At 46.8% G+C, this 24,537-nt stretch carries 29 protein-coding genes and 1 pseudogene; 8 read left to right on the forward strand and 22 right to left on the reverse strand.

Annotated elements, in window-relative coordinates:
* Positions 1–175: 175 nt before the first annotated feature.
* Both BLW49_RS29255 and BLW49_RS18385 read right to left on the reverse strand, forming a co-directional pair.
* Positions 176–301 carry a hypothetical protein gene (locus tag BLW49_RS29255; RefSeq protein ID WP_256209849.1) on the reverse strand — a complete coding sequence of 42 codons (126 nt, stop codon included), beginning with the start codon at positions 299–301 and terminating at the stop codon, positions 176–178.
* Between the two features lie 143 nt (positions 302–444).
* Positions 445–1,809 carry a TrkH family potassium uptake protein gene (locus BLW49_RS18385; protein WP_090726062.1) on the reverse strand — a complete coding sequence of 455 codons (1,365 nt, stop codon included), beginning with the start codon at positions 1,807–1,809 and terminating at the stop codon, positions 445–447.
* A 237-nt stretch (positions 1,810–2,046) separates the two neighbouring features.
* Between BLW49_RS18385 and BLW49_RS18390 the strand changes: the two genes are divergently transcribed.
* The gene (locus BLW49_RS18390; protein WP_090726064.1) at positions 2,047–2,325 is read left to right on the forward strand and encodes a toxin-antitoxin system YwqK family antitoxin; all 279 of its coding nucleotides are present in this window, start codon (positions 2,047–2,049) and stop codon (positions 2,323–2,325) included.
* A gap of 64 nt (positions 2,326–2,389) precedes the next feature.
* Here BLW49_RS18390 and BLW49_RS18395 read toward each other — a convergent pair whose 3' ends face one another.
* From BLW49_RS18395 to BLW49_RS18420, 6 genes are all read right to left on the reverse strand, one after another.
* On the reverse strand, positions 2,390–2,641 hold the full coding sequence (locus BLW49_RS18395; RefSeq protein WP_143042134.1) for a hypothetical protein: 252 nt from the start codon (positions 2,639–2,641) through the stop codon (positions 2,390–2,392).
* A 395-nt stretch (positions 2,642–3,036) separates the two neighbouring features.
* Positions 3,037–3,459, reverse strand: coding sequence for an OsmC family protein (locus BLW49_RS18400; RefSeq protein WP_076311998.1), 423 nt, complete (start codon positions 3,457–3,459; stop codon positions 3,037–3,039).
* Between the two features lie 54 nt (positions 3,460–3,513).
* The gene (locus BLW49_RS18405) at positions 3,514–4,260 is read right to left on the reverse strand and encodes an amino acid ABC transporter ATP-binding protein (protein ID WP_090726068.1); all 747 of its coding nucleotides are present in this window, start codon (positions 4,258–4,260) and stop codon (positions 3,514–3,516) included.
* A 16-nt stretch (positions 4,261–4,276) separates the two neighbouring features.
* Positions 4,277–4,921 (reverse strand): amino acid ABC transporter permease, encoded by a 645-nt coding sequence (locus tag BLW49_RS18410; protein ID WP_076312000.1) that lies wholly within the window; start codon positions 4,919–4,921, stop codon positions 4,277–4,279.
* A gap of 30 nt (positions 4,922–4,951) precedes the next feature.
* Complete coding sequence (locus BLW49_RS18415; RefSeq protein WP_371264592.1) at positions 4,952–5,779, reverse strand: substrate-binding periplasmic protein; 828 nt, start codon at positions 5,777–5,779, stop codon at positions 4,952–4,954.
* Between the two features lie 129 nt (positions 5,780–5,908).
* Positions 5,909–6,541, reverse strand: a complete 633-nt coding sequence (locus BLW49_RS18420) for a TetR/AcrR family transcriptional regulator (protein WP_076312001.1) — start codon at positions 6,539–6,541, stop codon at positions 5,909–5,911.
* A 624-nt stretch (positions 6,542–7,165) separates the two neighbouring features.
* Here BLW49_RS18420 and BLW49_RS29505 point away from each other — a divergent pair.
* Positions 7,166–7,237 (forward strand): annotated as a pseudogene (locus BLW49_RS29505) (hypothetical protein); the annotation flags it as partial.
* 176 nt (positions 7,238–7,413) lie between these two features.
* Positions 7,414–7,542: a hypothetical protein gene (locus tag BLW49_RS29510; protein ID WP_371264579.1), complete on the forward strand. Its 129-nt coding sequence runs from the start codon at positions 7,414–7,416 to the stop codon at positions 7,540–7,542.
* A gap of 76 nt (positions 7,543–7,618) precedes the next feature.
* Here the strand turns inward: BLW49_RS29510 and groL are convergent, their stop codons facing one another.
* The 7 genes from groL to BLW49_RS18460 form a co-directional block, all read right to left on the reverse strand.
* Positions 7,619–9,253: a chaperonin GroEL gene (gene groL / locus BLW49_RS18430; protein ID WP_076312004.1), complete on the reverse strand. Its 1,635-nt coding sequence runs from the start codon at positions 9,251–9,253 to the stop codon at positions 7,619–7,621.
* Positions 9,254–9,390: 137 nt separating this feature from the next.
* A complete protein-coding gene (gene groES / locus BLW49_RS18435; RefSeq protein WP_047912166.1) occupies positions 9,391–9,672 on the reverse strand; it encodes a co-chaperone GroES in 282 nt (93 codons plus the stop codon).
* Positions 9,673–9,888: 216 nt separating this feature from the next.
* The gene (tatC, locus tag BLW49_RS18440; protein WP_076312005.1) at positions 9,889–10,674 is read right to left on the reverse strand and encodes a twin-arginine translocase subunit TatC; all 786 of its coding nucleotides are present in this window, start codon (positions 10,672–10,674) and stop codon (positions 9,889–9,891) included.
* 107 nt (positions 10,675–10,781) lie between these two features.
* Complete coding sequence (locus BLW49_RS18445) at positions 10,782–11,024, reverse strand: twin-arginine translocase TatA/TatE family subunit (RefSeq protein WP_076312006.1); 243 nt, start codon at positions 11,022–11,024, stop codon at positions 10,782–10,784.
* Positions 11,025–11,172: 148 nt separating this feature from the next.
* Entirely contained in the window at positions 11,173–11,667 is a 495-nt protein-coding gene (locus BLW49_RS18450) for a MogA/MoaB family molybdenum cofactor biosynthesis protein (protein WP_047912169.1), read from the reverse strand.
* Positions 11,668–11,683: 16 nt separating this feature from the next.
* Positions 11,684–12,190 (reverse strand): cyclic pyranopterin monophosphate synthase MoaC, encoded by a 507-nt coding sequence (moaC, locus tag BLW49_RS18455; protein WP_076312007.1) that lies wholly within the window; start codon positions 12,188–12,190, stop codon positions 11,684–11,686.
* Between the two features lie 20 nt (positions 12,191–12,210).
* The gene (locus tag BLW49_RS18460; RefSeq protein ID WP_090726071.1) at positions 12,211–12,894 is read right to left on the reverse strand and encodes a 5-formyltetrahydrofolate cyclo-ligase; all 684 of its coding nucleotides are present in this window, start codon (positions 12,892–12,894) and stop codon (positions 12,211–12,213) included.
* 415 nt (positions 12,895–13,309) lie between these two features.
* Here BLW49_RS18460 and BLW49_RS18465 point away from each other — a divergent pair, with 415 nt between their 5' ends.
* Positions 13,310–15,256, forward strand: coding sequence for an ABC-F family ATP-binding cassette domain-containing protein (locus BLW49_RS18465; protein ID WP_076312008.1), 1,947 nt, complete (start codon positions 13,310–13,312; stop codon positions 15,254–15,256).
* 637 nt (positions 15,257–15,893) lie between these two features.
* Here the strand turns inward: BLW49_RS18465 and tsaD are convergent.
* The 6 genes from tsaD to BLW49_RS18495 all read right to left on the reverse strand — a co-directional run bounded on the left by tsaD (position 15,894) and on the right by BLW49_RS18495 (position 19,458).
* Positions 15,894–16,940: a tRNA (adenosine(37)-N6)-threonylcarbamoyltransferase complex transferase subunit TsaD gene (gene tsaD / locus BLW49_RS18470; RefSeq protein ID WP_090726073.1), complete on the reverse strand. Its 1,047-nt coding sequence runs from the start codon at positions 16,938–16,940 to the stop codon at positions 15,894–15,896.
* Positions 16,937–17,458 carry a ribosomal protein S18-alanine N-acetyltransferase gene (gene rimI, locus BLW49_RS18475; protein ID WP_076312010.1) on the reverse strand — a complete coding sequence of 174 codons (522 nt, stop codon included), beginning with the start codon at positions 17,456–17,458 and terminating at the stop codon, positions 16,937–16,939. The genes tsaD and rimI overlap by 4 nt, the downstream gene beginning before the upstream one ends.
* Positions 17,459–17,478: 20 nt before the next feature.
* A complete protein-coding gene (gene tsaB / locus BLW49_RS18480; protein WP_090726075.1) occupies positions 17,479–18,300 on the reverse strand; it encodes a tRNA (adenosine(37)-N6)-threonylcarbamoyltransferase complex dimerization subunit type 1 TsaB in 822 nt (273 codons plus the stop codon).
* 2 nt (positions 18,301–18,302) lie between these two features.
* Complete coding sequence (tsaE, locus tag BLW49_RS18485; RefSeq protein ID WP_090726077.1) at positions 18,303–18,785, reverse strand: tRNA (adenosine(37)-N6)-threonylcarbamoyltransferase complex ATPase subunit type 1 TsaE; 483 nt, start codon at positions 18,783–18,785, stop codon at positions 18,303–18,305.
* Between the two features lie 162 nt (positions 18,786–18,947).
* Positions 18,948–19,133: an H-type small acid-soluble spore protein gene (locus tag BLW49_RS18490; protein WP_370510356.1), complete on the reverse strand. Its 186-nt coding sequence runs from the start codon at positions 19,131–19,133 to the stop codon at positions 18,948–18,950.
* Between the two features lies 1 nt (position 19,134).
* Entirely contained in the window at positions 19,135–19,458 is a 324-nt protein-coding gene (locus tag BLW49_RS18495; protein WP_090726079.1) for a hypothetical protein, read from the reverse strand.
* A gap of 173 nt (positions 19,459–19,631) precedes the next feature.
* Here BLW49_RS18495 and BLW49_RS18500 point away from each other — a divergent pair, with 173 nt between their 5' ends.
* From BLW49_RS18500 to ligD, 4 genes are all read left to right on the forward strand, one after another.
* Positions 19,632–20,561, forward strand: coding sequence for a non-homologous end joining protein Ku (locus tag BLW49_RS18500; RefSeq protein ID WP_090726081.1), 930 nt, complete (start codon positions 19,632–19,634; stop codon positions 20,559–20,561).
* 182 nt (positions 20,562–20,743) lie between these two features.
* Complete coding sequence (locus tag BLW49_RS18505) at positions 20,744–21,607, forward strand: VOC family protein (protein ID WP_090726083.1); 864 nt, start codon at positions 20,744–20,746, stop codon at positions 21,605–21,607.
* Positions 21,608–21,638: 31 nt separating this feature from the next.
* Positions 21,639–22,595, forward strand: coding sequence for an ATP-dependent DNA ligase (locus tag BLW49_RS18510; protein ID WP_090726085.1), 957 nt, complete (start codon positions 21,639–21,641; stop codon positions 22,593–22,595).
* A gap of 3 nt (positions 22,596–22,598) precedes the next feature.
* Positions 22,599–23,492: a non-homologous end-joining DNA ligase gene (ligD, locus tag BLW49_RS18515; RefSeq protein ID WP_090726087.1), complete on the forward strand. Its 894-nt coding sequence runs from the start codon at positions 22,599–22,601 to the stop codon at positions 23,490–23,492.
* A gap of 139 nt (positions 23,493–23,631) precedes the next feature.
* Here the strand turns inward: ligD and BLW49_RS18520 are convergent, their stop codons facing one another.
* Positions 23,632–24,519 (reverse strand): YitT family protein, encoded by an 888-nt coding sequence (locus BLW49_RS18520; protein WP_076312598.1) that lies wholly within the window; start codon positions 24,517–24,519, stop codon positions 23,632–23,634.
* Positions 24,520–24,537 lie beyond the last annotated feature (18 nt).

The following is a 24,537-nucleotide window of genomic DNA, read 5'->3' on the forward strand; positions in this document are numbered from 1 at the left end:
GATGGGTCTCCTTCTATTGTACAAAGAAATTTTCTGCCCTTCTCTTATTACAACAAAAAGACACCTATCCAAACTGACGTCGAAATTCTATCGGCGTCAGTTTGTTTAATTTACGCTGTGGCCGTCTTTTGTTGTAAAATCGCGGTACTTACGCATCCATCGCTTCATCCGTCCCTCATCTTGAATTCCCAAATGATTGTTTGATTTGTTGATAAGTCCATTTTTCTTCTACGTGCAAACGAATAGCCTCTAATTTGAGTTCCTCAGAATATGTCTTAAACTTCTGACCTTTAATCGCCATGCAAAAATGCACCCCCTAGAAATTTCATCGGTTAAACCCAGGGGTTTTTCCTATGTCCATTCTAAGGGGTGCACTTCATAGAGGAATTGGGCTTTCTTTTCATTGCTAAGGTATAGTGGGAACATGATGCTAGTCAATTGATACTAACCTATAATAAGTTTCTCTTTCGGATAGCGATATTTTTCTTGCTTATTGTTTCTTCCCCTGATGAACAGAAAGATCGAAGGAAAACCAATTCTTCCAATAAACATTAGAAACATAAGAATGGCTTTGGCAAAATGACTGAGTTCTGGCGTAATCCCCAAAGAAAAGCCTACTGTACCTAAGGCAGAGCAAACTTCGAAACAAATAGCCGTAAGCTGCTGCTGCGGATCGGAAATAATCATCATAATAATCGAGGCTACACATATGAAAACTGCTAATAGCGTAATGGCTAGCGATTTTATAATATCTTCCTGATATATTTCCCGATTAAAAATTTTAACATAACGCCTTCCTTTCATAAAAGTATAAATAAATAACAAATTTAAAGCTAATGTCGTCGTCCTAATCCCACCACCCATTGAATTGGGAGAACCCCCTATAAACATCAAGATACCTATAACTATAAGGGTAGGTACTGAAAATTGTGTAATATCCATTGTAGAGAATCCAGTGCTTCTTGTTGATACCGTCTGAAATAAAGCATAAAAAAAAGATTTATGCCATGACATATCCTTAAAATAATGCTGAAATTCCAGTAGTAAGATAAGGCCTGTCCCAATAACTATAAGAATGCCATATGTAAGCGTCGTTAACTTTGTGAATAATGAAAACCGGAAAGAATACTCATATTTCAACTTTTTCCTCGATAAATAATCCTTCACCTCAATTAATACAGGGAATCCAATGGATCCAATAATAATTTGTATAATGGTCAGAAGTTGTACAAAATAATCATTTGCGAAGGGAATATAAGATTCACCGGTTATATCTATTCCGGCGTTTGTCGTCGCAGTAACGGATGCAAATAAGCCTTGGAGAAATGCTTCCCCCCATGTAGGGAAATAATTGATAAAATAAACTCCATAAATGAGTGCCCCGAGGAGTTCAATAAATAGGATCAACTTCAAGATTTCTTTAACTAATCGAACGAGTCCCGAATGTGCGAATTGATTATTATCTACCATGATAAGCTGCCGTTGCCGAAATCCAATTTTCTGTCCCAAAAATAGCCAAAGAGCTGTGTTCATCACCATAATACCAAGGCCTGAGAAATGCAATACGATCATTATAATGAAATATCCGAATACACTATAAGTCTCCGATATATTAAACAGAGTCATACCTGTGTCTGTTGCTACACTGACAGCCATGAATACTGTATCAAAAAAAGACACTTCTACTCCGGGTCGATACGCTGCAGGCAGGCTAAACAATAGACAAGATATAAGGATGGCTAACAAATAATACCCTACAATAATTTGGGCAGGCGAAAGTTTATCCAGCCCTAATCGCACTTTGATCATACTGCACCCCTTCGCTTTCGAACCCTTTTACACTTATATTGATGTTAATAAGCAGCTAGCAATTCAGCTTTGTTTATTATGTAAAAAGTTTTGTAATTTATTCGTTTACGAAAATGGAGAGGTACAAGTCCACACCTGATTTTAATGCGAATACAACGGCTTCTTCCTGAGATCACGAAATTTTGTGGTAATATAGAAGGTATTAATACGCAGGATAACCACAAGGGGGGGAAGAGCATGGAGAATGATAAATGCAAACCAATACACCCGACTGGTGTTAAGGGAAAAAAACAGGAAGAAATTGATGGATATACAATCAAGTATCATGCCAATGGAAAAACAATGTGGTCAAAAGGGCAGATCGTAGAGAACAAGCCGGAGGGGTACTGGGAGTGGTATCGTATCGATGGCACAATCAAGCGCTCTGGCTATTTCGACAAGGGTGAGCCTGTTGGAGAATGGATCACTTATGACAGCCAAGGCATGAAATATAAAGCAACTAATCGTGATAAATAAAAATAAAGGGCCGTTCGTTATCCATTCGAACGGCCTTTGTTTTGCTTTAGATGCGATTTATAAATTATTCTATCTTAAATTCATCGTCTGAAGCACCGACGACCAGGAACGCATCGATTGAAACGTAGGTTCCAGAGGATTGTGCATTTTTCTCACCCGCGTTTACCACTCTGATCGTATGCTCGCCTAATGCCAGAATGTCCGATTCAAAAATGGTGGATCTGTATTTATATTTGCTGCTGTATAAATCGATTGGCGAGTCCGTAACAAGTTGTCCGTCAATATATATATTTACTTTGCCTCGATTCGGTCCCATTTCAGCCAGCACCTTGATCTTGTTTCTCCTCCTGCTTCCTAACCAGGTGGATAACAGACTAACTTTCAGGGTCGTCTATTACTCGTAGCATGCTGACGCTGCAATAAGACATTCTTCATCTCCTTACTCTATTCCTCCTTCGGCCATTCCTCTTTCGTCAAATCCGCCACAAAAAAAAGAGGCTCCCGACAAGTTCAGTGAACTTATGAGGAGCCTCCGTTAAACAAATGTTAAATTTTGATGTTGCTATGTTGCTCAAACACTTGAGCAACTGGGTGGCTATATTACATCATGCCGCCCATAAGGTGAAAAGCTATAACATCTTGAACGCGAATTTACGTTTTTTACTTGACGGCGTGATAACGCACGACCCTTTTGCTGAAGCTATTGATCAATTAAGGACGGGGTGTCTCTACCCCATTCAGAATCAGCTTAGGATGAATATCCGCGCTCAATGAAGCCGATACAGCGCAGTATTTTTCTTCAGCCATCTGGATGGCTTTCCAGATACGATAATCCGGGATATCTCCGTCGACTTTGAAGATGAGGTCAATGGACGTAAAACCTTTGGGCATCCCTTCACTGCGTGTACCCTGAGCTTCAATCTCAATTCCGGTGATTTTGTCCAGGAAGGCATCCAGAATCATCGTAATATCAATCCCCATGCATCCTCCAAGACCAGCAAGCAACAGTTCCATCGGTGTAGCACCCTTACTGTCACCGCCATAAGCAGCTGTGGCATCCATGCCTACGGCATAGCCAGAGGGTCCTTCGGAAGTAAAAGCGCGTTTGCCTTTCCATACGGTTGTTACATTCATGTTGTTATCCTTCTTTCTTAGAATGGTTTACAATCTGTACATATCCGTGAAGACTTAGAATTCAGTAATTTGCTGCAAAAATCTTCGTGTTCGTTCCTGTTCCGGATATTCAAAAAACGCCTGTGGACTGGCTTCTTCCACGATCGAACCGTCTGCCATAAATACGATCTTATTGGCCACATTCCGGGCAAACCTCAGTTCATGCGTGACCACCAGCATCGTCATACCTTCCTGTGCCAACTCCTTCATGACCGAAAGAACCTCGCCTACAAGTTCGGGGTCCAGAGCTGAAGTCGGCTCATCGAACAGCATCACTTCCGGTTCCATGGCAAGTGCACGAGCAATCGCAACACGCTGCTGTTGTCCACCTGACAAACGGGATGGATAGGCATCCTGCTTGTCCGATAGTCCTACACGATCCAGCAGAATGCGGCCGCGTTCGGCCGCTTCGTCGCGCTTGATTTTCTTCACTGTCACGAGGCCTTCCATCACATTTCCCAGTACCGTTTTGTGCGGATAAAGGTTGAATTGCTGAAACACCATGCCAGTCTGACGGCGGATTTCAAGCACCCGTGAGCGCTGAACTCGCAGCGGATCATTGCTGTCTACGATAATGCCGTTCACTTCGATCTTTCCGCCAGACAGTTTTTCAAGTCCATTCAAACAGCGAAGCAGCGTACTTTTGCCCGAACCACTCGGTCCTAACAGCACTACGATATCTTTTTCATTCACGTGCAGATCAATATTCGTAAGTACTTCATGTTTTCCAAAATGTTTCTTCAGTCCAGTTGTTGTAATCATCGGTTCTCTCCCTCCATCAGTAAGCCCGGGCCAACCGGCGCTCCACTTGTTCCAGAATGGCCGAGAAGCCGATACTCATAATCCAGTACATCACACCAATTGCAAGATAAAACGGCATATTCAAAGCATATTGCGATACCAGAAGCTGTGCTGAGCGCAGAAGCTCCGTTACACCGATCGTTGCTACAAGTGATGTTTCCTTCAGCATACCAATAAAGGTATTCCCCATCGGTGGAATGGCAATCCGGACAGCCTGAGGAAACACGATCCGCTTCATGGTTTGAAAAGGGGTCATCCCTGTAGCATAAGCCGCCTCTGTCTGCCCTTTCGGTACTGCCTGAATGGCACCCCGGAATGTCTCAGACAGGAATGCGCCTGCATTCAAACTCAGTCCTAGACAGGCGGCTGTGAGCGATCCCAGGGTTACACCATAATCGACCAATCCGTAATAGATAACAAATAATTGCACCAACAGCGGGGTTCCCCGCATGATGGATACGTAGAATCGTGCGATCATCCGAAGCCATAGTGGGCCTTTCAGCCGGACAACAGCTACAATTACACCGATCAAAAATGCAAAAAACATTGAAATTATGGTCACATAAAGCGTGTAATATGCCCCCTTCAAAAAGAAGGGGATATTCTCAAATACCAGTTCCATGGATCAAACTTCCCTTCGCCTTGCCGGTCATTATTGCGCGGGCTCTTCACCAAACCATTTTTTGAAAATAGTATTGTACGTACCATCATCTTTCATGCCTTGAAGGGCTTCGTTCAGCGCTGCAACAAGTTCCGGATTATTTTTCCGAACAGCAATACCGGCTTGGTCACTCTTAATCGGTTCACCTACAGCCTTAATCTTGAATCCGTTGGAATCAATAATGGGTTTAAGCGCGTAGAGGTTGTTGATTGTTGCATCAATGCGTCCTGCATCCAGATCCTTAAGCGATGTGATGACATCGTCATACGTCTTAATGGTGAAGTCTCCCACTTTCGGCAGCACTTCGTTACGCAGATAAGTTTCATCATTTGTGCCCAGACCTACGCCAATCGTTTTCCCTTTGAAATCTTCGAGTTTAGTAATATCGTTATTATCGTTTTTCACAATGATTTTGACTTGGTTTGTAATATACCCTTCACTGAAATCGAGCGCCTGTTTCCGTTCATCGGTGATCGTCATCTGGCTGATAATGGCATCAATCTTTTTCGATTGCAGGCTTGGTGTCAGGCCAGAGAATTCCTGGGAGACAAACTCAACTTCAACCCCAAGGCGCTTGGCAACCTCACGTGCGATATCTGCATCAAAACCATCCATCTCCTTGTTGTCATTCAGGAAGTTGTATGGACGGTATGTACCCATCATACCCACTTTCATGGTGCCCGCTGACTTGATCTGTTCCAGTTCATTACTTGCTTGTGCTCCATTACTGCTGCCATTGTCGGTTGTTTTGCTTCCGCATGCACTTACAACCAGTACAACCATAAGCAGAATTGCCGTCAGCATCCAACTTTTGCGCATCTTTTTGCCGTTACTTGGTGTTCCATTATTCATCATGTTAACTTCCTCTCATTCATGTACTTATTAGTTGTATCCATTATTCCCTGCTTATGTCCAATCATGTAAAAAAGCCCTATATACAGCACATCATTACGTCCCCAGCAAACCGTAAAATTCAAAGCTGGATGCTTCCGCAGCGAGCGATTCAGCTGTCTTGGCCGATATGCCTTCATGCAGCTCCACAGAGCCAAACAGCCAGCGGGAGATCATGCCTTCGATCATGCTCACCAGTAGAGCAGCCCGTACAGGCACATCCATTGAAGGTGGCAGCATGCCCAGCTCTATGGCACGTTCCATGTTATGCCGGAAAGCCGACTCCACAGCACCGCGTGTGTCCTCGACCAGACGACGTACCGATTCTTCGGTCACGACACCTTTCAGCAGCAGCTCCATAAAGTAACGGTTATCTGCGGCAAAAGAGAACAAGCGGATGAACAATCGCTCTGACGCCTTGACCATATCCTCAACCGATCCTGCATCCTTTCGATAACCCTGACCGATCGCTTCAAGCAGTTTCTCTCTGCCTGTTAACACAATCTCTTCAGCGATGGCTTCCTTACTCTTAAAATGCCAATAAAACGTCCCTTGAGCTACACCAGCTTCACGAACAATATCCGATATCTTGGTCTGGTGATACCCATGAGTCGCAAATCGCTGCATCGCAATACGTATAATCTGATCCCGGCGTTCTTCTCCAGGTTCCTTATCATTTACTTTGGACATTTCAATACCCTCCCGATTGATCAGTCAGTCAGTTAACTATATCCTATGGGATAACTAGGTTATTGTCAATATGGTTTTAAACAGTTGCGATCGGGCAGACAATCAACAACGAACTGAAGGAGATTGTGAACAAACGCTATTCCAGCGTAATGGAACTGACTTCTGCTTATTTGGCATATAAGGATTTTCAGGAATACAAGCATTGTACATGTGGTGGCAAGGGAAAAAAGAAAAAATGCACGTGCGGTGCTAAGTATGCCTTTACAGTAGACTTAGGCCCAGATCCAGTATGAGGGGAAAGAAGACAAAACAAAGAAGTGGCTTTCAAACACAAGAGGAAGCTCATGACGTAACCAATGAACTTTTGTATGAGGTAAGACATGGAGCGTATATCGAGGAAAGCAGAAATGTACATACAGGCTTTATATGCTTTAAAGAAAAGTTACACTGGTAACACAGTGGATGGGGTACATCGCACGGGACGTATGATTTTCAAAAAGGCGATTGAAAAAGATCTAATTAGAAAAGACCCTCGAAGAATTAAAGGAGCCTGAAGTTCCAAAGTACATGGAAAAAGAAGAGCTCGCATTATTCCTCGATACATCCGACAAAAAAGGATTGGAGATGGATTATTTAATCTTCCTAGTCCTGGCCTACACAGGAATGCGCGTCGATGAAATAGTGTCACTTCAGTGGTCAGATATTGATTTCAGGAAAAGCAGCATTAGAATTGTCAAAACGTACTACAATCCAAGGAATAATACCATGCAGTTCGAATTAGGCACACCGAAAACAATGGGTTCTGTTCCTACCATTGTTGTAGAGGATATCGTCATACACATACCTCCTTGCTTGCAGAAGCAGGAGTCGTATTGGAAGACATTATGGAAAGATTGGGTCACACGGAAGACGATACTACAAGGAACACTTATCGCCACGTTACTGAAAAAATGAAAAAAGAGACCTCTCAAAAGTTTGCTCAACTAATGAAAGGTCTCTAATTTTTTACTACCTTAAGTGGAAAATGGCCTTCCCCACATTCACAAACCCTTATAAATCAAGGCTTCAAGGCCCTTATTACATCATGCCGCCCATTCCACCCATGCCGCCCATGTCTGGAGCTGCAGGAGCTGCTGGTTCTGGCTTATCAGCGATAACCGCTTCAGTCGTCAAGAACATCGCTGCTACGGAAGCTGCGTTTTGCAGTGCGTAACGAGTTACTTTGGCAGGGTCAACGATACCAGCGTCGATCATGTTTACCCACTCGCCGTTAGCTGCGTTGTAGCCTACGCCAACTTCTTCGCGTTTCAGACGGTCCACGATTACGGAACCTTCTTCACCTGCGTTTGCAGCGATTGTACGGATTGGAGCTTCAAGCGCGCGAAGCACGATGTTCACACCTGTTTGCTCGTCACCTTGCAATTGATCAGCAACCGCGGATACAGCGCCGTATACGTTAACTAGGGCAGTACCACCACCAGATACGATACCTTCTTCAACTGCCGCGCGAGTTGCGTTCAGCGCATCTTCGATACGCAGTTTACGCTCTTTGAGCTCAGTTTCTGTTGCTGCACCGACTTTGATAACAGCTACGCCGCCAGCCAGTTTAGCCAGACGCTCTTGCAATTTCTCTTTATCGAATTCGGAAGTCGTTTCTTCCAATTGGGAACGAATTTGTTTAACACGTGCATCGATGTCTTCTTTGCTTCCTGCACCGTCAACGATGATTGTGTTTTCTTTAGTCACACGTACTTGACGAGCTGTACCCAGTTGATCGATAGAAGCTGTTTTCAGGTCAAGACCCAGTTCTTCTGTGATCACTTGGCCGCCAGTCAGAGCAGCGATATCTTGCAGCATGGCTTTACGACGGTCACCAAATCCAGGAGCTTTAACTGCTACTGCATTGAATGTACCGCGCAGTTTGTTCACGATCAGCATCGCTTGCGCTTCGCCTTCGATGTCTTCTGCGATCAAGAGAAGTGGTTTGGATTGTTGAACGATCTTCTCAAGTACAGGCAAGATTTCTTGCGTGTTTGTGATCTTCTTGTCAGTGATCAAAATGTAAGGATTGTCGAGGACAGCTTCCATTTTGTCAGTGTCTGTAATCATGTACGGAGAAATGTATCCGCGGTCGAACTGCATACCTTCAACCACTTCAAGCTCTGTTTCGAATCCACGGGATTCTTCAACAGTGATAACACCGTCGTTACCCACTTTTTCCATAGCTTCAGCGATCAGTTCGCCTACTTCTTCGTCAGCTGCGGAGATTGCCGCAACTTGAGCGATGGATTGCTTGTTCTCCACCGGCTTGGAGATGCTGCGCAGTTCTTCTACTGCTGCACGAACCGCTTTGTCGATCCCTTTACGGATACCGATTGGGCTAGCGCCCGCAGTTACGTTCTTCAGACCTTCTGTAATCAGAGCTTGAGCAAGTACAGTTGCCGTCGTTGTACCGTCACCAGCTACATCGTTGGTTTTGGTTGCAACTTCTTTAACCAGCTGAGCACCCATGTTCTCAAATGCATCTTCCAGCTCGATTTCTTTTGCAATCGTTACACCGTCATTTGTGATGAGCGGGCTGCCGAATTTTTTCTCAAGAACGACGTTGCGTCCTTTTGGTCCGAGCGTTACTTTTACTGCATTAGCCAAAGCGTCCACACCACGAAGCATGGAACGGCGAGCGTCTTCACTGAATTTAATATCTTTTGCCATTGGTGAAAAACCTCCCTAATAATGTATATACCATATTCTAAGTACAGCCGCGTAAGAGCGGTCATATTAAGTGTAAGTTCAAATACCGAATACTACGAGTAAGCTGCTGAATTCAAACTTATTCACGATCCCTTGTATTAACCAAGAATGGCGTGAATGTCGCTTTCTTTCATAATCAAATATTCTTTACCTTCATATTTGATCTCTGTGCCAGCATATTTGGAGAAGATTACGCGGTCGCCTTCTTTTACTTCAAGAGGAACACGAACTCCATCTTTCAAGCTTCCAGCGCCAACAGCAATAATTTTGCCCTCTTGCGGTTTTTCCTTAGCAGAATCCGGAAGTACGATTCCTAGAGCTGTTGTTTGTTCTTGTTCGATCGGTTCTACCAATACGCGTTCACCTAAAGGTCTGATCATGAAAAATAGCCTCCTTAATTGATATTGTTACATATGTTACGGTTGCTGCACTTACTATTAGCACTCGACAGTCGTCAGTGCTAACAACCAATTTCATGATACTGAAATTAGAGACTGATTTCAAGTCCTTTTAAACAAATTCAGATGAAGTTTTGTCCATCCGCTGGCAAGCCCTCTACCATTCTATCCATCGCTGTCTAAAATATGCCCGGAGAATTAAGCTTTCTCACCCGAATCCAGCTTCACATATCTCGCTTCATACTCTTCCTTCTCTTCGAGCTGCTTGCGGTAGACGACTGCAGATAAGAACACACTGAATTCATAAAGAAGAATCAGAGGAATAATCACAATAACATCCGAGATAAAATCAGGCGGAGTAACGAATACAGCGATGACGACCAGCACGAAGTATGAAATTTTGCGCATTTTCTTGAGCCGAAGTGGATTAATAATTCTTAGTTTTGTCAGGAACATGACGATGACGGGCAGCTCGAACAGCAGCGATATAGGAAGGATCAGATTGAACATAAATGTGAAGAACTGTGCCATACCGTACGTTTCTACCAGGCCCAAGCTGACATTGATCTTATTGGTAAAGCCTACGGCCATGGGAAAGACAACGAAATAGGAGAACGCGATCCCCACAAGAAACAGTAAGAAGACGTAAGGAATGTAGCGGAGCGTGGCTTTCTGTTCATGAGGCTTAAGACCGGGACTAACAAATTTCCACACCTGATAGGCTGTGAAGGGAAGCGTAACGATTAATGAAAAGAGCAGCGCAATCTTCATATACATACTAAGTCCATCCCATAAGGTCAAAGCATGAAGCTCAATATCATAACTTGCGATCGGCCCCTCTTGCGTTAAATACGTGTAGATCGGATCACTGACAAAGAAACCACCCACCAGTCCCAGGACAAAAACGGCCAGCACCGCAACAAGACGTCTTCTAAGCTCCCCCAGGTGATCTACCAGCGACATTCCCTCTTTGAGTTCCGACATCTTGAATACACTCCCTCTCTGCTCTCACATGATAGAAAAAACAAAACCCTTCTAAAAGAGAAGGGGTGCTGCTTCATTCTGTGTACATAAAAAGTGTCATGGGCACGTTATTCCGGCAGACGCTTGTCCTCCACCGTAGTTGCCTTCGTCTCCTCTATCTTCGATGCTGCTGTGCCAGATTCCTTCCTGGAAGAAGAACTGTCATCCGACATAATCTCCTGTGCGCCATTCTTGAATTCCCGGAAGGTTCTGCCCACTGCCCGTCCAAGCTCAGGCAGCTTATTAGGTCCAAACAGCAGCAAAGCAACAACGACGATGAGAATAAAGCCTGTAGGTCCGATATTCGGCATTCCTGCTCCTCCTTCTTGTGTATGGATATGTATCCAATAAAATCCAAGTCTATCTGATTTGAATCATATCATAAATGCAAACACATACATAGACCATATCTCAACAATCTAGAAAAATGAGCTTATTCAGCCATACGTCCTATTTGTACTATAAATCTGGTTGTCTGAATTGTCCTGTGACCATTAGCAGCGCTTCAGGAAGCTGATCCATAATCGCAGCGAGATTCTCATGAACCCCCTTCGGTGTACCCGGCAGATTCACAATCAGCGTTCTCCCGCGAATACCGACGATCCCTCTGAACAGCATGGCTGCCCGATTCTTCTGGAGGACCGTACTCCGCATCGCTTCCGCCATTCCTGGAACTTCACGGTCTATGATTCTACGTGTCGCTTCTGGCGTGACATCCCTTATTGCAAGCTCAGTTCCGCCCGTCGTAAGGACAAGGTCCGCATGAAAATAATCGGTCATTTCAATAAGCGCCGCAATGATCTCATCCGGCTCATCAGGGACGATGCGATACTCGATAATTTCTCCGCCGAGCTCTTCCTCCACTAGTTCACGGATGACCTGTGCACTTGTATCTTCCCGTTCTCCTCGCGCTCCTTTGTCACTTGCCGTCAGGATCGCTGTCTTCCACAACATAAGATCACCCTTCCCCCTATTTGGAATAATAATCTCCGTTTTTACCGCCTGTTTTGGATACGAGCTGTGTAGGCCCGATCACCATATCTTTCTGTAATGCCTTACACATATCATATATGGTCAGTGCGGCAGCAGATGCTGCTGTTAAAGCTTCCATCTCCACACCGGTTTTTCCTTCTGTCTTCACCGTTACTTCAATATACAATTCATTCACGCCATTATCGCTGAAGGAGATATTCACACCTGTGAGCGGAAGCGGATGACACATTGGAATCCAGTCCGAGGTTCTCTTCGCACCCTGAATTCCAGCCACCTGAGCTACGGCGAGCACATCGCCTTTACCAATCCGGCCTTCCTTGATCGCCTGCAGTGTGGTCTCTGCCATCGTGAGCCTGGATTCGGCAACGGCTGTCCTCGCGGTTACCGCCTTCCCGGATATATCCACCATGCGTGCACGGCCCTGCTCGTTAAAATGCGTAAATGAACCGTTCCCCGCCTGTCCTTCTCCTGAATTCATATTCATGACTCATCACTTTCCTTCGTTCATTGTATATGTAATACACCGTGCTCCGTGAACAGCAGGTTCAATCTGAAGTCCTGCGGCTCCATGGGGATCTCTCCTGCAGGAAGCAGCTGTCCAGGCAGTACAAGCCCTGCATATACGGGCTCTGTCACCTGATTTTTCATCTGCTCCGGCACCTGCTTACCAGACAACTTGGACGCAAGAACTCTAGCACGAACCTCTCCAGCGAACCGGTCGTAATAGCCTCCACCGTATCCGATTCGGCCGCCTTGAAGATCATAGGCGAGTCCCGGCACAATAACGAGATCGATGTCTGTCCATCGCTCTCGTTCCCATACCTCCGTGTGGGCAGCAGGTTCTAGAATCCCCCATCTGCCAGGCTGAACATCCTGCATCCCATGAATTCGCCGAAGCTCCATTAGAGAGGAATTCTCGTTTACTCTAGGAACGAGAACAATATCCTGCTGCTCAAAACCATACTTAAGGATCGGGGCAGTATCGGCTTCACTGCGGTATGCAATATAAGAGAAGATGACCAGTCTGTCCTTATTCGTAAGTACTCTCAGCTGCTCTATCTCATGAATCGCGTGTTGGCAGAGCTGCTCAGAGATTTGGAGTCGTACGTCAATGGATAGGGCATCTCGAATTTGATGCATCTTAGAACGAAGCTGCTTCTTGAGGCCTTGCAGTTGGTCCATCTCCATTGGATTACGCACCTTCCAGTCTATTCTTCATCAAATGGAATGAAAAAGTTTAAATCCATTTCATAATCCCCTGAGCAGGTCTGATCAAATGGATATATAGATCAAATCGGTACAGCTTGTCTATATATAGGTTCAAATTCATCATTTCAGTGAGATATACATATGATTCTGCTGAAGTTCATTTCAAGTAATATGAAATGGATTACATGCTTTCTTTTCATTTTTTAGTTTATCATCTATTCGAAGAAAAGACTATAAGCCTCAAGGAGAGAATCAACAGAAGAAAACACGGTGCTTAAATGTTTTAACCTGTTCTATGCGATGCAAAGCTTCCCTTTTTCATGTACACTAGAAATAGTATGTTTACAGCCCTATTCAGCTACAGAACGAAGATTACATTAACGGAGGAACCATCATGCTTTTTCAGGCTAGTGGAATTATTAAAAGATACGGCATTGACAGTATTCTAGAAGGTGTCAGCCTACAAATATTAGAGCGTGAACGCATCGGACTCGTCGGTGTCAACGGCGCAGGCAAATCCACACTGCTGAAGATCCTCGCAGGAGAAATGTCCTACGACGGCGGGCAGATCTTCAAAGCCAAGGAAACCACGCTCGGATATCTCGCTCAGAACAGCGGTCTTGAATCAGACGGAACGATCTGGGAGGAGATGCGCAAGGTATTCGCGGATCTGATTGAAGCAGAAGCTGAGCTTCGGCGCATGGAGCAGCAGATCTCGGATCCGAAGTATATGGAAGACGAGAAGAAATACGCAGAATTACTGGAGCGATACGCCAGACGTTCCGATTGGTTCAAGGACCGGGGCGGTTACGAGATTGAAACGAAGATTCGCAGCGTGCTGCACGGGATGGGATTTGGCGAATTTCCGGCGGACACGAAGATATCTACACTTAGCGGCGGTCAGAAGACAAGACTGGCACTTGCCCGAATATTGCTCCTGGCTCCGGATCTGCTCATGCTGGATGAGCCGACGAACCATCTGGATATCGAAACACTGACCTGGCTCGAAGACTATCTTCGCAGTTACTCCGGCGCACTGCTCGTCGTATCCCATGACCGGTATTTTCTTGACCGGCTGGTAACGAGCATCGTCGAAATCGAACGTCATCGCTCCAAGAAATATACAGGCAATTACAGCCGCTATATGGAGATCAAAGCTGCAGAATACGAGTCTCAGCTGAAGCAATATGAGAAGCAGCAGGATGAAATCGCGAAGATGGAGGCTTTTGTACAGCGGAATATCGTCCGTGCATCTACGACCAAGAGAGCCCAGAGCCGGCGCAAGGCACTGGAGAAAATGGACCGTCTGGATCGTCCGCAGGGCGAGCTGAAGAAGGCACACTTCTCATTTGACATCGCTTATATGTCCGGCAAAGAGGTGCTCCAGGTTCGAGACCTCTCGGTAAGCTTCGAGGATCCCAGCAAGCCGCTGTTCGAGCATGCCCAATTTGATCTGCGCCGCGGCGAGACAGTTGCCCTCATCGGACCGAACGGAATTGGCAAATCTACATTACTGAAATGTCTCACCGGACAGATGAATCCACGAACCGGGACTATTAACTGGGGCACCAAGATTAAGGTAGGCTACTACGATCAGGAGCAGACCGGCCTTAATCCGCAAAATACCGTGCTTGAAGAGCTGTGGAGCGAGTATCCTCACATGGAGGAGGCGCGTATTCGGACTGTGCTTGGTAATTTCCTGTTCAGCGGAGATGATGTGACCAAGAAGATCAGTTCCTTGAGCGGCGGGGAAAAAGCACGTGTCTCGCTTGCCAAGCTGATGCTGCAAGAGTCCAACGTTCTCATTCTCGATGAGCCGACGAACCATCTGGATCTGTTCAGCAAGGAAGTGCTGGAGTCTGCTCTGATCGACTATGAAGGCACCCTGCTGTTCATCTCACATGACCGCTACTTCCTGAACAAGATGGCAGAGCAGATCATTGAATTGAATCCGGACGGCACACAACATTTCCTAGGAAATTATGATGACTATGTTCAGAAGAAACAGGATCTTGAGGAGATTGCCCAGGAACGTCTTGAACAGCAAGCGGCTGCCAATAAGACCGTCGTGGTAGAGACAACACCAGAGAAATCCGGAGCTGCCACCTTCCAGGCGGAGAAGCAGGCGAAGCGTGAGGAAAGAAACCGGCAGCGGAAGCTGGACAGCCTGGAGGTACAGATTGCAACCCTTGAGGAGCAGATTGAAGTGCAGCAGGCCGAAATGGCCAAGCCTGAAGTGTATCAGGATTACATGAAGCTCCAGGAAATTCAACAGCATATTGAGACATTAAAGTCGAATCTCAGCACTGCTTATGAAGAATGGGAAGCTTTAGCCGATTAAAAAAGGTTTCAAATTATGATCACAATTTGCAGCATTCCAATAATTAACAACATTATCCACAACAAAAGTGGATAATATATCCATTGAAACAGCCGATGAGGCTGTTTTTTTGGCGTTATGGTAGGTGTTTTATAGAAAAAACCAATATTATCCACTAAATTGTCCACACTATCCACAATTTTATGGTTACTGGATGAAGTTATTTTCATTCATTTTCGAAAACACGTCCAATTTCGACTTTTGCTATTTATCCCCAAAATCTTCCGGATATGTGGATAATTTTGTGCACATATTGACATTTTACGACTTTTGAGTAATTGCTGTGTTTAATTTCGACATAAGAAAAAATACATGGCGTGATTGCACACGCAAGTGGCTATTATAATTCGCTAGTTTATAGGCTGTATTCTTCCTTATTTATTATCTTAGCTAATGCTCGTTCAATTCCGCCGTAACTCACAATCCTCCATGCTATTTTCCGCCCTTCAACAACAAAAAAATCGTAGTCACATACATTGGACCAAAAATAACCGAAACCAATATCCTGGCGAGTGAAATGATTCCTCGACAAATGCAAAGAAGCTCGTCTGTATTGAGAGACGAGCTTCTATTGTCTTCTATATAAACTTTACCACACTTACGACTTAACGGACCACGCTTCGAGTGACAATCCAGGCTGAGCCTGCAGATCAAGACCGGCCAGCTCGCCTCGCTGCCATTTCAGATGTGCTGCCGCGCCAATCATGGCTGCATTATCTGTACAATATTCCATCGGTGGAATCAGCAGATGAATACCTTCCTTGGCGCAGCGCTCTTCCAGCGCCTTACGAAGACCACGGTTTGCAGCGACGCCTCCGCTTAACAGGAGCTGCTTCGAACCGTAGGCACGCACGGCTCGAATGGCTTTTTCAACCAGCACCTCAACAACGGATTCCTGGAATCCCCGGGCAACCGCTGCCGGGTCCAATGTCTCCTTCTTCATAGAGGCCTGGTTCACCACGTTAAGCACGGCGGATTTGAGTCCGCTGAAGCTGAATTCATAGGAATCGGCCTCGAGCCAGACTCTAGGCAGGGCCACAGCGTGATCTGCCTCATGCGCCATACGATCCACATGGGGACCTCCCGGATACGGGCAACCTAGTGCACGCGCCACCTTATCATAGGCTTCGCCTACCGCATCGTCACGAGTCCGGCCGATGACTTCAAATTTCCCTTCCGCTTCCATATGAACCAGCTCCGTATGTCCTCCGGACACCACCAATGACATAGCTGGATACTGCAGCTCCTCGATCAAACGATTCGCATAGATATGCCCCGCAATATGATGGGTTGCAATGAGCGGCTTGCCGAGTGCCATCGCCAGTGTCTTCGCGGCAACAATACCAACGAGCAGTGCCCCGACAAGACCTGGTCCCTGAGTGACTGCAATGGCTGATAGATCCTGCGGCTTCACTCCCGAAGCGGCAATCGCCTCTTCGATCATTAGTGTGATGACCTCAACATGCTTGCGGGATGCCACCTCCGGAACGACACCGCCAAATGCCTTGTGCGTCTCCACCTGGCTGGAGATGAGATTTGCTAATACCTCGCGTCCGTCCTTGACGACAGATACCGAGGTCTCATCACAGCTGGTCTCGACTGCAAGTATATAACTGGATTGTAATGTATCGGATGAATGTGTCATGAATCCTTTAAACTTCCTTCCTCTTTACCATCAGAACCATGATCGATGCTGGCAGGCAAGTCCGCCCACATGATCAGCGCATCTTCATTATTATCGGAATAATACCCCTTACGAAGTCCTGATGGCTTGAATCCTTTTTTCTTATATAGGTTCTGGGCTACGGTATTCGATATCCGAACTTCAAGTGTCATTCTCGTCATGCCGAGGTAAGCTGCCGTCTTCATCATCTCATGGAGCAGCTTCTCGCCCAGCTTGCGTCCACGATAGGCTTCTCTCACCGCAATATTCGTAATATGGGCCTCATCCACGATGGTCCACATTCCGCAATAGCCGATAGCCTGACCGTCCAGTTCCATGATCATATATTTTGCAAAATGATTCTGTGTCAGCTCATTCACAAAAGCCGTTTCCGTCCACGGCAGGGTAAAACACTCTTGCTCTATGACGAGTACATCTGGAATGTCCTCCAGCTTCATGAATCTAAATTCTAACCGCCCGGTCTGCTCCTTGCTCTCCATGCCTCAACGTACGACTCCCTTCATCCTTTGCGTAGAAGATTCGCTTCTGCTTCCGCAAGCTGTGTGTAATTCGGTATGAGCGTATGCACATCATCGTGTTGACCTGCCTTAAGCTTCAGCGAACCCAGCTTGCCCACATATCTTCCTTCCATGTCATACGGCATCAACACAAGCTCGCAAGACAAACGTTCTCTCAGTTTCTCGATCGTCTCTTCGTGCTGCGACACGTCCCCTGCAAAAATAATGCCAGCAGGCCGGCCCGCAGCATCGGTCTGTTCATACTGCGCAGCAAGCTTCTGCGTCCATGGCTCGACCAGCCGGATGCCATCCTCTTCAAGCCGGTGCACCGGCTTATCACCATCGGACCCTTCAAACCATGCAGTGTAGGCCTGTCCTCTTCTTGCATCCATCAGGGGAACGACCCAGTATTTGGACTGCTCTGACTTCGCCCGATTTCCGGAATCTGTTACAGCTGCTTCGATGCCCTTATTGCCCTTGAAGGAACCGAGCCCTCCCCAAGCAAGTGCCTCCAGACTGGACACAGCTGCAACAGGCACATCCCATGCCCAAGCCAGCGTCTTCGCCGCTGTAACAGCGATGCGAATACCAGTGTAGGAACCAGGTCCGATCCCAACGGCAATGCCGCCGATTTCAGATCGCTCTATATGTTGTTCTTTCATTAGATCCTCCAGTGCCTGAACCACATGGACGGCATGATTCCGCTCCGCACGTGAATTCGACTCAGAGAGCACCGTCTCGTTCTCCATTAATGCCGCAGCGAGTACCGCTGTTGACGTATCCAACGCCAAAAACCGCTCACGCGGCTTCCGTTCTTCCTTCATCCTCAATCGACTCCACTTCTCTTCAAATCTTCGCACCAATCCGTGTACGGCGAGCCATAACCATTCAAGCGAATGATACGATCTCCCGTCTCTGTTACCGTCATCTGGATATGCAAATGTGCCTCCGGCAGCAGCTCCGAGATAATGCTGGACCATTCAATCAAGCTTACTCCACTGCCATAGAAATATTCATCCAGCCCGAGTCCCTCGGCTTCGTCAAGCGTTATCCGGTAGACATCCATATGATATAACGCAAGTCTGCCTTCATATTCCTTAATCAATGTAAAGGTCGGACTATTCACAACGCCCTCTACACCTAAATACTGTGCAAAATATTTGGAAAATGCCGTCTTCCCTGCACCCAGATCACCATCAAGGGCGATAACCGAGCCAGGCACAGCGAGCTTGGCCAGACGGGCAGCGAGCCGCTCCGTATCCTGTACACTACTGGAGTGGTACACCCACTCCTGATGCTCGTATTTCAATATGCTAACCTTCTTTCGATCTATCGTAAGCAAACCATTCGCTAGTTATCAGGGCAAATCCTTCACCTCATTATATAGTTCCCCATCTGTCCAAGCAAGGTAAGGAAGACACACAAAACCCGGGGTACCATAGCCCCCGGGTGCATATTCACTATCATATGATTAGCTCTCGACCAAACGATCCACTCGTACCGTATGTGTCTCCAGCGGGTTGTTGCCGATCTGCACGGTTGCCATTTGGTTTTCTACATCCACATGCTCAATCCATATAGGCTGTTCACCATCCAGCTTAACCGAGATATTTTCCTTCGCTTCATAAATCGCTTTTGCACGGTTTGCATCCATCATGTTATAGGTCTCCTTCTTCATTATTAATCTCCAGCTCATGCTCATCAAATAGGGCATCTGAAGTGCTGTCTCCGATATAACCATTGTCGTCAGTGACCTGGCCACCGCCCAGGCCTTCGTTCACCATACGATCCACGTCAAATGCCGTCTCTTCTATACTCTCTTCGTCTCTTGCTTCCGGCGTGGTGACCTCTTCCCAGTCCACCATATCGGCTGCGAGCATATCCGTGCCGCTGAGCGCATCCCAGAATCGATCCGATCCAGCCGCATCTCCATTTTCCCTGTCTCTTCTGTCCGGCTCGTACATATCACTTGTTCTGGACATGTCTTCTCTCCTTCACCCTTTTTAATCCGTAATATGTCCGGATGAAGCACCAATCATGCATCATTCTCTGACTAAGCCATTCTTCACGTTCCATGAATAAGATTACAAACGTCTTTTTTTGCCCATAATATGAAGAAAGATCACGCTACAGATTATTTGAAGGAGGGATCGTCATGCATACCGTTTGGAAAGGAGCCATCAGCTTCGGACTGGTTCACGTCCCTGTCAAAATGTTCTCTGCTACGGAGGACAAGGATATTTCGATGCGATACATTCATACCGAATGCGGCAGTCCGCTCAGCTATATTCGTAAATGTCCATCCTGTGAGGTTGAAGTCAAATGGGAGGAGATTACGAAGGGATACGAGTATGAGAAGGGAAAATTCGTACTGTTTGAGAAGGATGAGCTCGATCAGCTGTCTGAGCAGGCCAATAAGAACATTTCGATACTGGATTTTGTGAATCTAACGGATATTGATCCGATTTATTTTCAGAAGACCTACTATTTATCTCCTGATCAGTCCGGAGGTAATGCGTACCAGCTGCTGATGACGGCTATGCGGGAAACGGGCAAGATCGGAATTGCCAAGATCTCCATCCGTTCAAAGAGCAGCCTTGCCGCCATTCGGGTGCTTGAGGATTGCCTTGCCATTGAAACGATCTTCTACCCTGATGAGATCCGCCCTGTATCCCAGGTGCCTAATCTGCCCGAGAATATTGCCGTGAACGACAAAGAGCTGAACATGGCCAAGCTGCTGATCGATCAGCTTAGTACGCCATTCGACCCGGAGAAATATACCGACGATTATCGTGAAAGACTGCTTGAACTCATTAATCATAAAGTCGCAGGCGAAGAGTACAAGATTGCTCCTGCCAAGCCGGAAGCGAACGTCGTCGATCTTATGGCTGCGCTTCAAGCTAGTATTGAGGCCACGCAGCAGCAGCCGCCGATTGTTACCGATCCAGGACCGGCCAAGCCTGCCAAGAAACGGACGACTCGTAAAAAGGCCGCCTCCGCAGAAGACAACCATCGCGATGAACCCGTTGTCAAGCCAAAGACAACGAAGCGAAAAACCGCCAAAAAGAAAGAGACCGGAGCTTAAGCGTTTCCAGTTCCACAGGCAGATTAATCGGGTTCTGCATCAGGATATTCAGCACAGCTGCCATTGACGCGTCCAAGGGTACACTATATACTAACTTACATAAAGTAACTTAGTGTAGGTTAGTAATTTTAGTTTCTTTAACTACTCCATCTATGGACATGATCAAGGAGGCAAATACAAACATGACATACTCTATTCATCCCGCAACGACACTCGGTGAAGTGAAGCTTCGCGTCAGCGAGCTTACACGCTCTATTGATTTTTATGAACGGGTCGTAGGACTCAAGGTGCTGTCTCAACAAGGGAATCAGGCTGTACTGACCAGTGACGGTGTGCGCTCACTTGTCATACTGGAAGAGCTTGCGGACGCCAAGCCGATCCGCCCAAGAAGCCACGCTGGACTGTACCATTATGCAATTCTTCTGCCGGACCGTGAGTCTCTGGGCCTTGCGCTTCGCCACCTGATCGACAGCGGAATTGAAATTGGGCAAGGCGATCACAGTGTTAGTGAAGCACTCTATATTAATGACCCGGACGGGCACGGCATTGAGATATACGCTGACCGGCCACGAAGTGTATGGCGCCGCGATGAGAACAATCATTATATTATGGGAACCGATCCTGTCGATGTTCACGGACTGCTCGCGCTGGCGGGCGACAAACCGTTCACAGGACTGCCTGCAGACACCGTTATCGGTCATGTGCACTTTCATATATCCAGTCTCCCAGCAGCCCGCGAATTCTACAACAAGCTGCTCGGGTTTGATATCGTGCTGGATGATCCGCGCTTTCAGGCTGTATTCGTGTCGGCTGGCGGGTATCACCATCATATCGGACTTAATATTTGGGCGGGTCAAAATGCTCCGGCTACCCCTCACGATGCGGTAGGAATCGATTATTTCACCATCGTATTTGAGGGTAAAGAAACGTTCGAAGATACACTGCTGCGTCTTCAGTCCGGCGGATATAACGTAACTACTCAGGATTCAGAAGGCTATGTTACCGATCCATTTGGTATTGGCATTCGTTTGACCTATCAATCATAAATAATTTCAGTATGTAAGGAGAAGCAGCTGCATGGAACTTAAACCGGTCATTCCTTTTGAACCGATTCGAACGAATCTATTTCCTGTCGGCCCTCCCTGGATTGCTCAAGTAAAATGGGACGGTGTCCGGATGCTAACGTATTATGACGGGCAAGAAGTGAAGCTCATTAATCGCAAACGGAATGACCGAACCCTGCAGTATCCCGAATTCACACAAGCGGATGTCTATTCATCCGCTTCTTCTTTTATCCTCGATGGTGAGCTGATTGCATTCAGAGAGGGCAAGCCGTCTTTTCATGAAATCATGAGGCGAGACAGTCTTCGAAGCGAGCGCAGTATCCGGCAAGGCCTGAAGAGTGTTCCGGTTACCTACATGGTCTTCGATATTCTGTACCTCAATGGAGTATGGGTTACGGACAGACCGCTGTCGGAACGGCAGCAGCTGCTCGCTGAGATAATCAAGCCTCATCCGCAGGTTCAGCTGGTACAGAATTTTCCGGATGGCAATGCCTTGTTTGAAGCGGCCAAAGCACAGCAGCTCGAAGGTGTCGTCGTCAAGGATCTGAACAGTACCTACGCGCTAGACGGCAAAGACAATCGGTGGCAGAAACGCAAGAAGAACGGAGATTTGTATGCCGTAATTGGCGGCGTTACATTCAGAGACAAGGTCGTTAATTCTCTTCTGCTTGGTCTGTATAACGAACAGGGAGAGCTGGAGTATATCGGACATGCCGGAACCGGCAGATTTACAGTGCAGGACTGGCGGAACCTTACCGAACAAGTGCTGAGCATGGGTGTACAGCATATGCCTTTTGTCAATGTACCGGGTAGAAATCAAGGGGCACTGTGGATACAGCCCAAGCTGGTCGTACGTGTTACCTTTCTCGAATGGACTCCCGGCGGAACGATGCGCCACCCTACAATAGAGAGCCTCGCCCCTCACGTCCCTGCAGCAGAATGCCAAGTATCACAGAAGGAGGAGAGCTGACCTATGCCGCGTTCGATCAAGGGCACGATTCAAATTGAAGGACAGGATATTACGATTACGAATCCAGACAAGCCGCTCTGGCCAGAAGCCGGTGTTACCAAAGCCATGTATTTGCAGAAGCTGGCAGAGCTCTCCCCCTATCTGCTGAAATACTGCAGGAACCGCCTGCTCACGACGATCCGGTATCCGCATGGGATTCATGGAGAATTTTTTTATCAAAAAAATGCGCCTGAGCCCCTCCCTCCCTATGTCAAGACAGCTGTCCACGAAGGGATCAATTACATCGTAATGGAGGACCTGCCAGTCCTTCTATGGCTTGGCAACCTTGCCGCGCTTGAGTTTCATCCTTCGCTTCATTATGCAGGCAGTCAGCTGCCCTGTGAATGGATGATTGATCTCGACCCCAGCCTGCCGGAAGAACCCCGAATAATGGAAGCTGCGCACATCGTCGGGCAGACCCTAAGTTCACTTGGCATTCAATCCGTACCCAAGACATCGGGCGCTACAGGTGTGCAGATTATTGTGCCCATCCAGAGCGGGATTACGTTCGAGGAGCTTCGGACGCTTGGTCATTTTGTCGGCATGTACGTGTGCCAGAAGCATCCAGACTTATTCACATTGGAACGACTGAAGAAGGATCGGGGCAACAAAATATATTTTGATTATCTCCAGCATTATGGTGGTAAAACCTTGGCCGCCCCCTACACTCCACGCGCCAGGGAACACGCCTCCGTCTCGACGCCTCTGTTATGGGATGAGGTGGCCGCAGACGTACGACCGAAGGACTTCCATTTGCTCAATATTGGCGCTCGTCTGGCCGAAAAAGGTGATCTCCTCTCCGCTCTGCCGCCGCAGCCACTGGAGAATATATTGAAGCACCTGAAGAATAAGAAGTAGATCACAACCGCACAAAAAGTGTGTATATCACGTATCTCGTACACCGGACTTCCGCGCATAATAAAATACCCGGTACTCCTAAAATGTTAGGAATACCGGGTTTCTTTATACAAATACCAATAGCCGAACGAATCGCTCGCTAATGAATGCCTTTTTTCTTGAAACGTCCGCCTTTTACATCATGAATATTACCAATCGCTACGAAGGCCTGTGGATCCCAGTCCTCTACGATGCTCTTCAGCTTGGCTTCCTCCAGACGCGTAATGACGACGAAGATCACCTTCTTCTCATCCCCGCTGAATCCGCCTTCTCCATCCAGGTATGTAACCCCTCGGCCAAGACGATCTGTAAGAGCTTCTCCGATATCCCGGTACTTCTCACTAATGATCCATACCGACTTGGATTGATCCAAACCTTCAATCGTGACGTCAATCATCTTCATCGCAATATAATATGCAATCATGGAATACATCGCGTTCGGCCATCCAAACACGAAGCCTGCCATAACGAAGATGAACACATTAATGACCAGCACGACCTGTCCGACCGAAAATGGAGATCTTGCACTTAGCAGAATGGCAACAATCTCCGTCCCATCCAGAGAACCTCCTGAACGGATGACGAGTCCTACCCCCACGCCGAGGATCACACCGCCAAATACAGCACCAAGAAGCGGCTCATTCGGCGTTAACGCCTGAACGTGATGCAATAGATGCGTTCCGATCGACATAATAACAATACCGAACAATGTAGATACCGCAAAGGTCTTGCCAATCTGCTTATACCCAATCAGAAGAAACGGCAGGTTGAACAAGGTCAGCAATACACCAAGCGGCAGGCCGGAGAGCTGTGACACCATAATGGATATCCCTGTGATACCACCATCAATTACGCCATTGGGAATTAGAAAAATCTCAAGAGCTATAGCCATAAGCGATGCACCGACCAAAATCATGATGGCACGCTGCAGCAGCTTCAAGCTAATTGGAGAACTGTTTGCCTTCGTCTGTTTGCCCGGACTCGGCATCATTTCCTTCGTTGTCAT

It is taken from the genome of Paenibacillus sp. PDC88 (assembly GCF_900106725.1).
Lineage (GTDB): Bacteria > Bacillota > Bacilli > Paenibacillales > Paenibacillaceae > Paenibacillus > Paenibacillus shunpengii.

Coding starts and splice junctions, on each gene's coding strand:
- BLW49_RS29255 (WP_256209849.1), bottom strand. CDS start 301: ATGGCGATTAAAGGTCAGAAGTTTAAGACATATTCTGAGGAACTCAAA.
- BLW49_RS18385 (WP_090726062.1), bottom strand. CDS start 1,809: ATGATCAAAGTGCGATTAGGGCTGGATAAACTTTCGCCTGCCCAAATT.
- BLW49_RS18390 (WP_090726064.1), top strand. CDS start 2,047: ATGGAGAATGATAAATGCAAACCAATACACCCGACTGGTGTTAAGGGA.
- BLW49_RS18395 (WP_143042134.1), bottom strand. CDS start 2,641: ATGGGACCGAATCGAGGCAAAGTAAATATATATATTGACGGACAACTT.
- BLW49_RS18400 (WP_076311998.1), bottom strand. CDS start 3,459: ATGAATGTAACAACCGTATGGAAAGGCAAACGCGCTTTTACTTCCGAA.
- BLW49_RS18405 (WP_090726068.1), bottom strand. CDS start 4,260: ATGATTACAACAACTGGACTGAAGAAACATTTTGGAAAACATGAAGTA.
- BLW49_RS18410 (WP_076312000.1), bottom strand. CDS start 4,921: ATGGAACTGGTATTTGAGAATATCCCCTTCTTTTTGAAGGGGGCATAT.
- BLW49_RS18415 (WP_371264592.1), bottom strand. CDS start 5,779: ATGCGCAAAAGTTGGATGCTGACGGCAATTCTGCTTATGGTTGTACTG.
- BLW49_RS18420 (WP_076312001.1), bottom strand. CDS start 6,541: ATGTCCAAAGTAAATGATAAGGAACCTGGAGAAGAACGCCGGGATCAG.
- groL (WP_076312004.1), bottom strand. CDS start 9,253: ATGGCAAAAGATATTAAATTCAGTGAAGACGCTCGCCGTTCCATGCTT.
- groES (WP_047912166.1), bottom strand. CDS start 9,672: ATGATCAGACCTTTAGGTGAACGCGTATTGGTAGAACCGATCGAACAA.
- tatC (WP_076312005.1), bottom strand. CDS start 10,674: ATGTCGGAACTCAAAGAGGGAATGTCGCTGGTAGATCACCTGGGGGAG.
- BLW49_RS18445 (WP_076312006.1), bottom strand. CDS start 11,024: ATGCCGAATATCGGACCTACAGGCTTTATTCTCATCGTCGTTGTTGCT.
- BLW49_RS18450 (WP_047912169.1), bottom strand. CDS start 11,667: ATGTTGTGGAAGACAGCGATCCTGACGGCAAGTGACAAAGGAGCGCGA.
- moaC (WP_076312007.1), bottom strand. CDS start 12,190: ATGAATATGAATTCAGGAGAAGGACAGGCGGGGAACGGTTCATTTACG.
- BLW49_RS18460 (WP_090726071.1), bottom strand. CDS start 12,894: ATGGAGATGGACCAACTGCAAGGCCTCAAGAAGCAGCTTCGTTCTAAG.
- BLW49_RS18465 (WP_076312008.1), top strand. CDS start 13,310: ATGCTTTTTCAGGCTAGTGGAATTATTAAAAGATACGGCATTGACAGT.
- tsaD (WP_090726073.1), bottom strand. CDS start 16,940: ATGACACATTCATCCGATACATTACAATCCAGTTATATACTTGCAGTC.
- rimI (WP_076312010.1), bottom strand. CDS start 17,458: ATGGAGAGCAAGGAGCAGACCGGGCGGTTAGAATTTAGATTCATGAAG.
- tsaB (WP_090726075.1), bottom strand. CDS start 18,300: ATGAAGGAAGAACGGAAGCCGCGTGAGCGGTTTTTGGCGTTGGATACG.
- BLW49_RS18490 (WP_370510356.1), bottom strand. CDS start 19,133: ATGATGGATGCAAACCGTGCAAAAGCGATTTATGAAGCGAAGGAAAAT.
- BLW49_RS18495 (WP_090726079.1), bottom strand. CDS start 19,458: ATGTCCAGAACAAGTGATATGTACGAGCCGGACAGAAGAGACAGGGAA.
- BLW49_RS18500 (WP_090726081.1), top strand. CDS start 19,632: ATGCATACCGTTTGGAAAGGAGCCATCAGCTTCGGACTGGTTCACGTC.
- BLW49_RS18505 (WP_090726083.1), top strand. CDS start 20,744: ATGACATACTCTATTCATCCCGCAACGACACTCGGTGAAGTGAAGCTT.
- BLW49_RS18510 (WP_090726085.1), top strand. CDS start 21,639: ATGGAACTTAAACCGGTCATTCCTTTTGAACCGATTCGAACGAATCTA.
- ligD (WP_090726087.1), top strand. CDS start 22,599: ATGCCGCGTTCGATCAAGGGCACGATTCAAATTGAAGGACAGGATATT.
- BLW49_RS18520 (WP_076312598.1), bottom strand. CDS start 24,519: ATGCCGAGTCCGGGCAAACAGACGAAGGCAAACAGTTCTCCAATTAGC.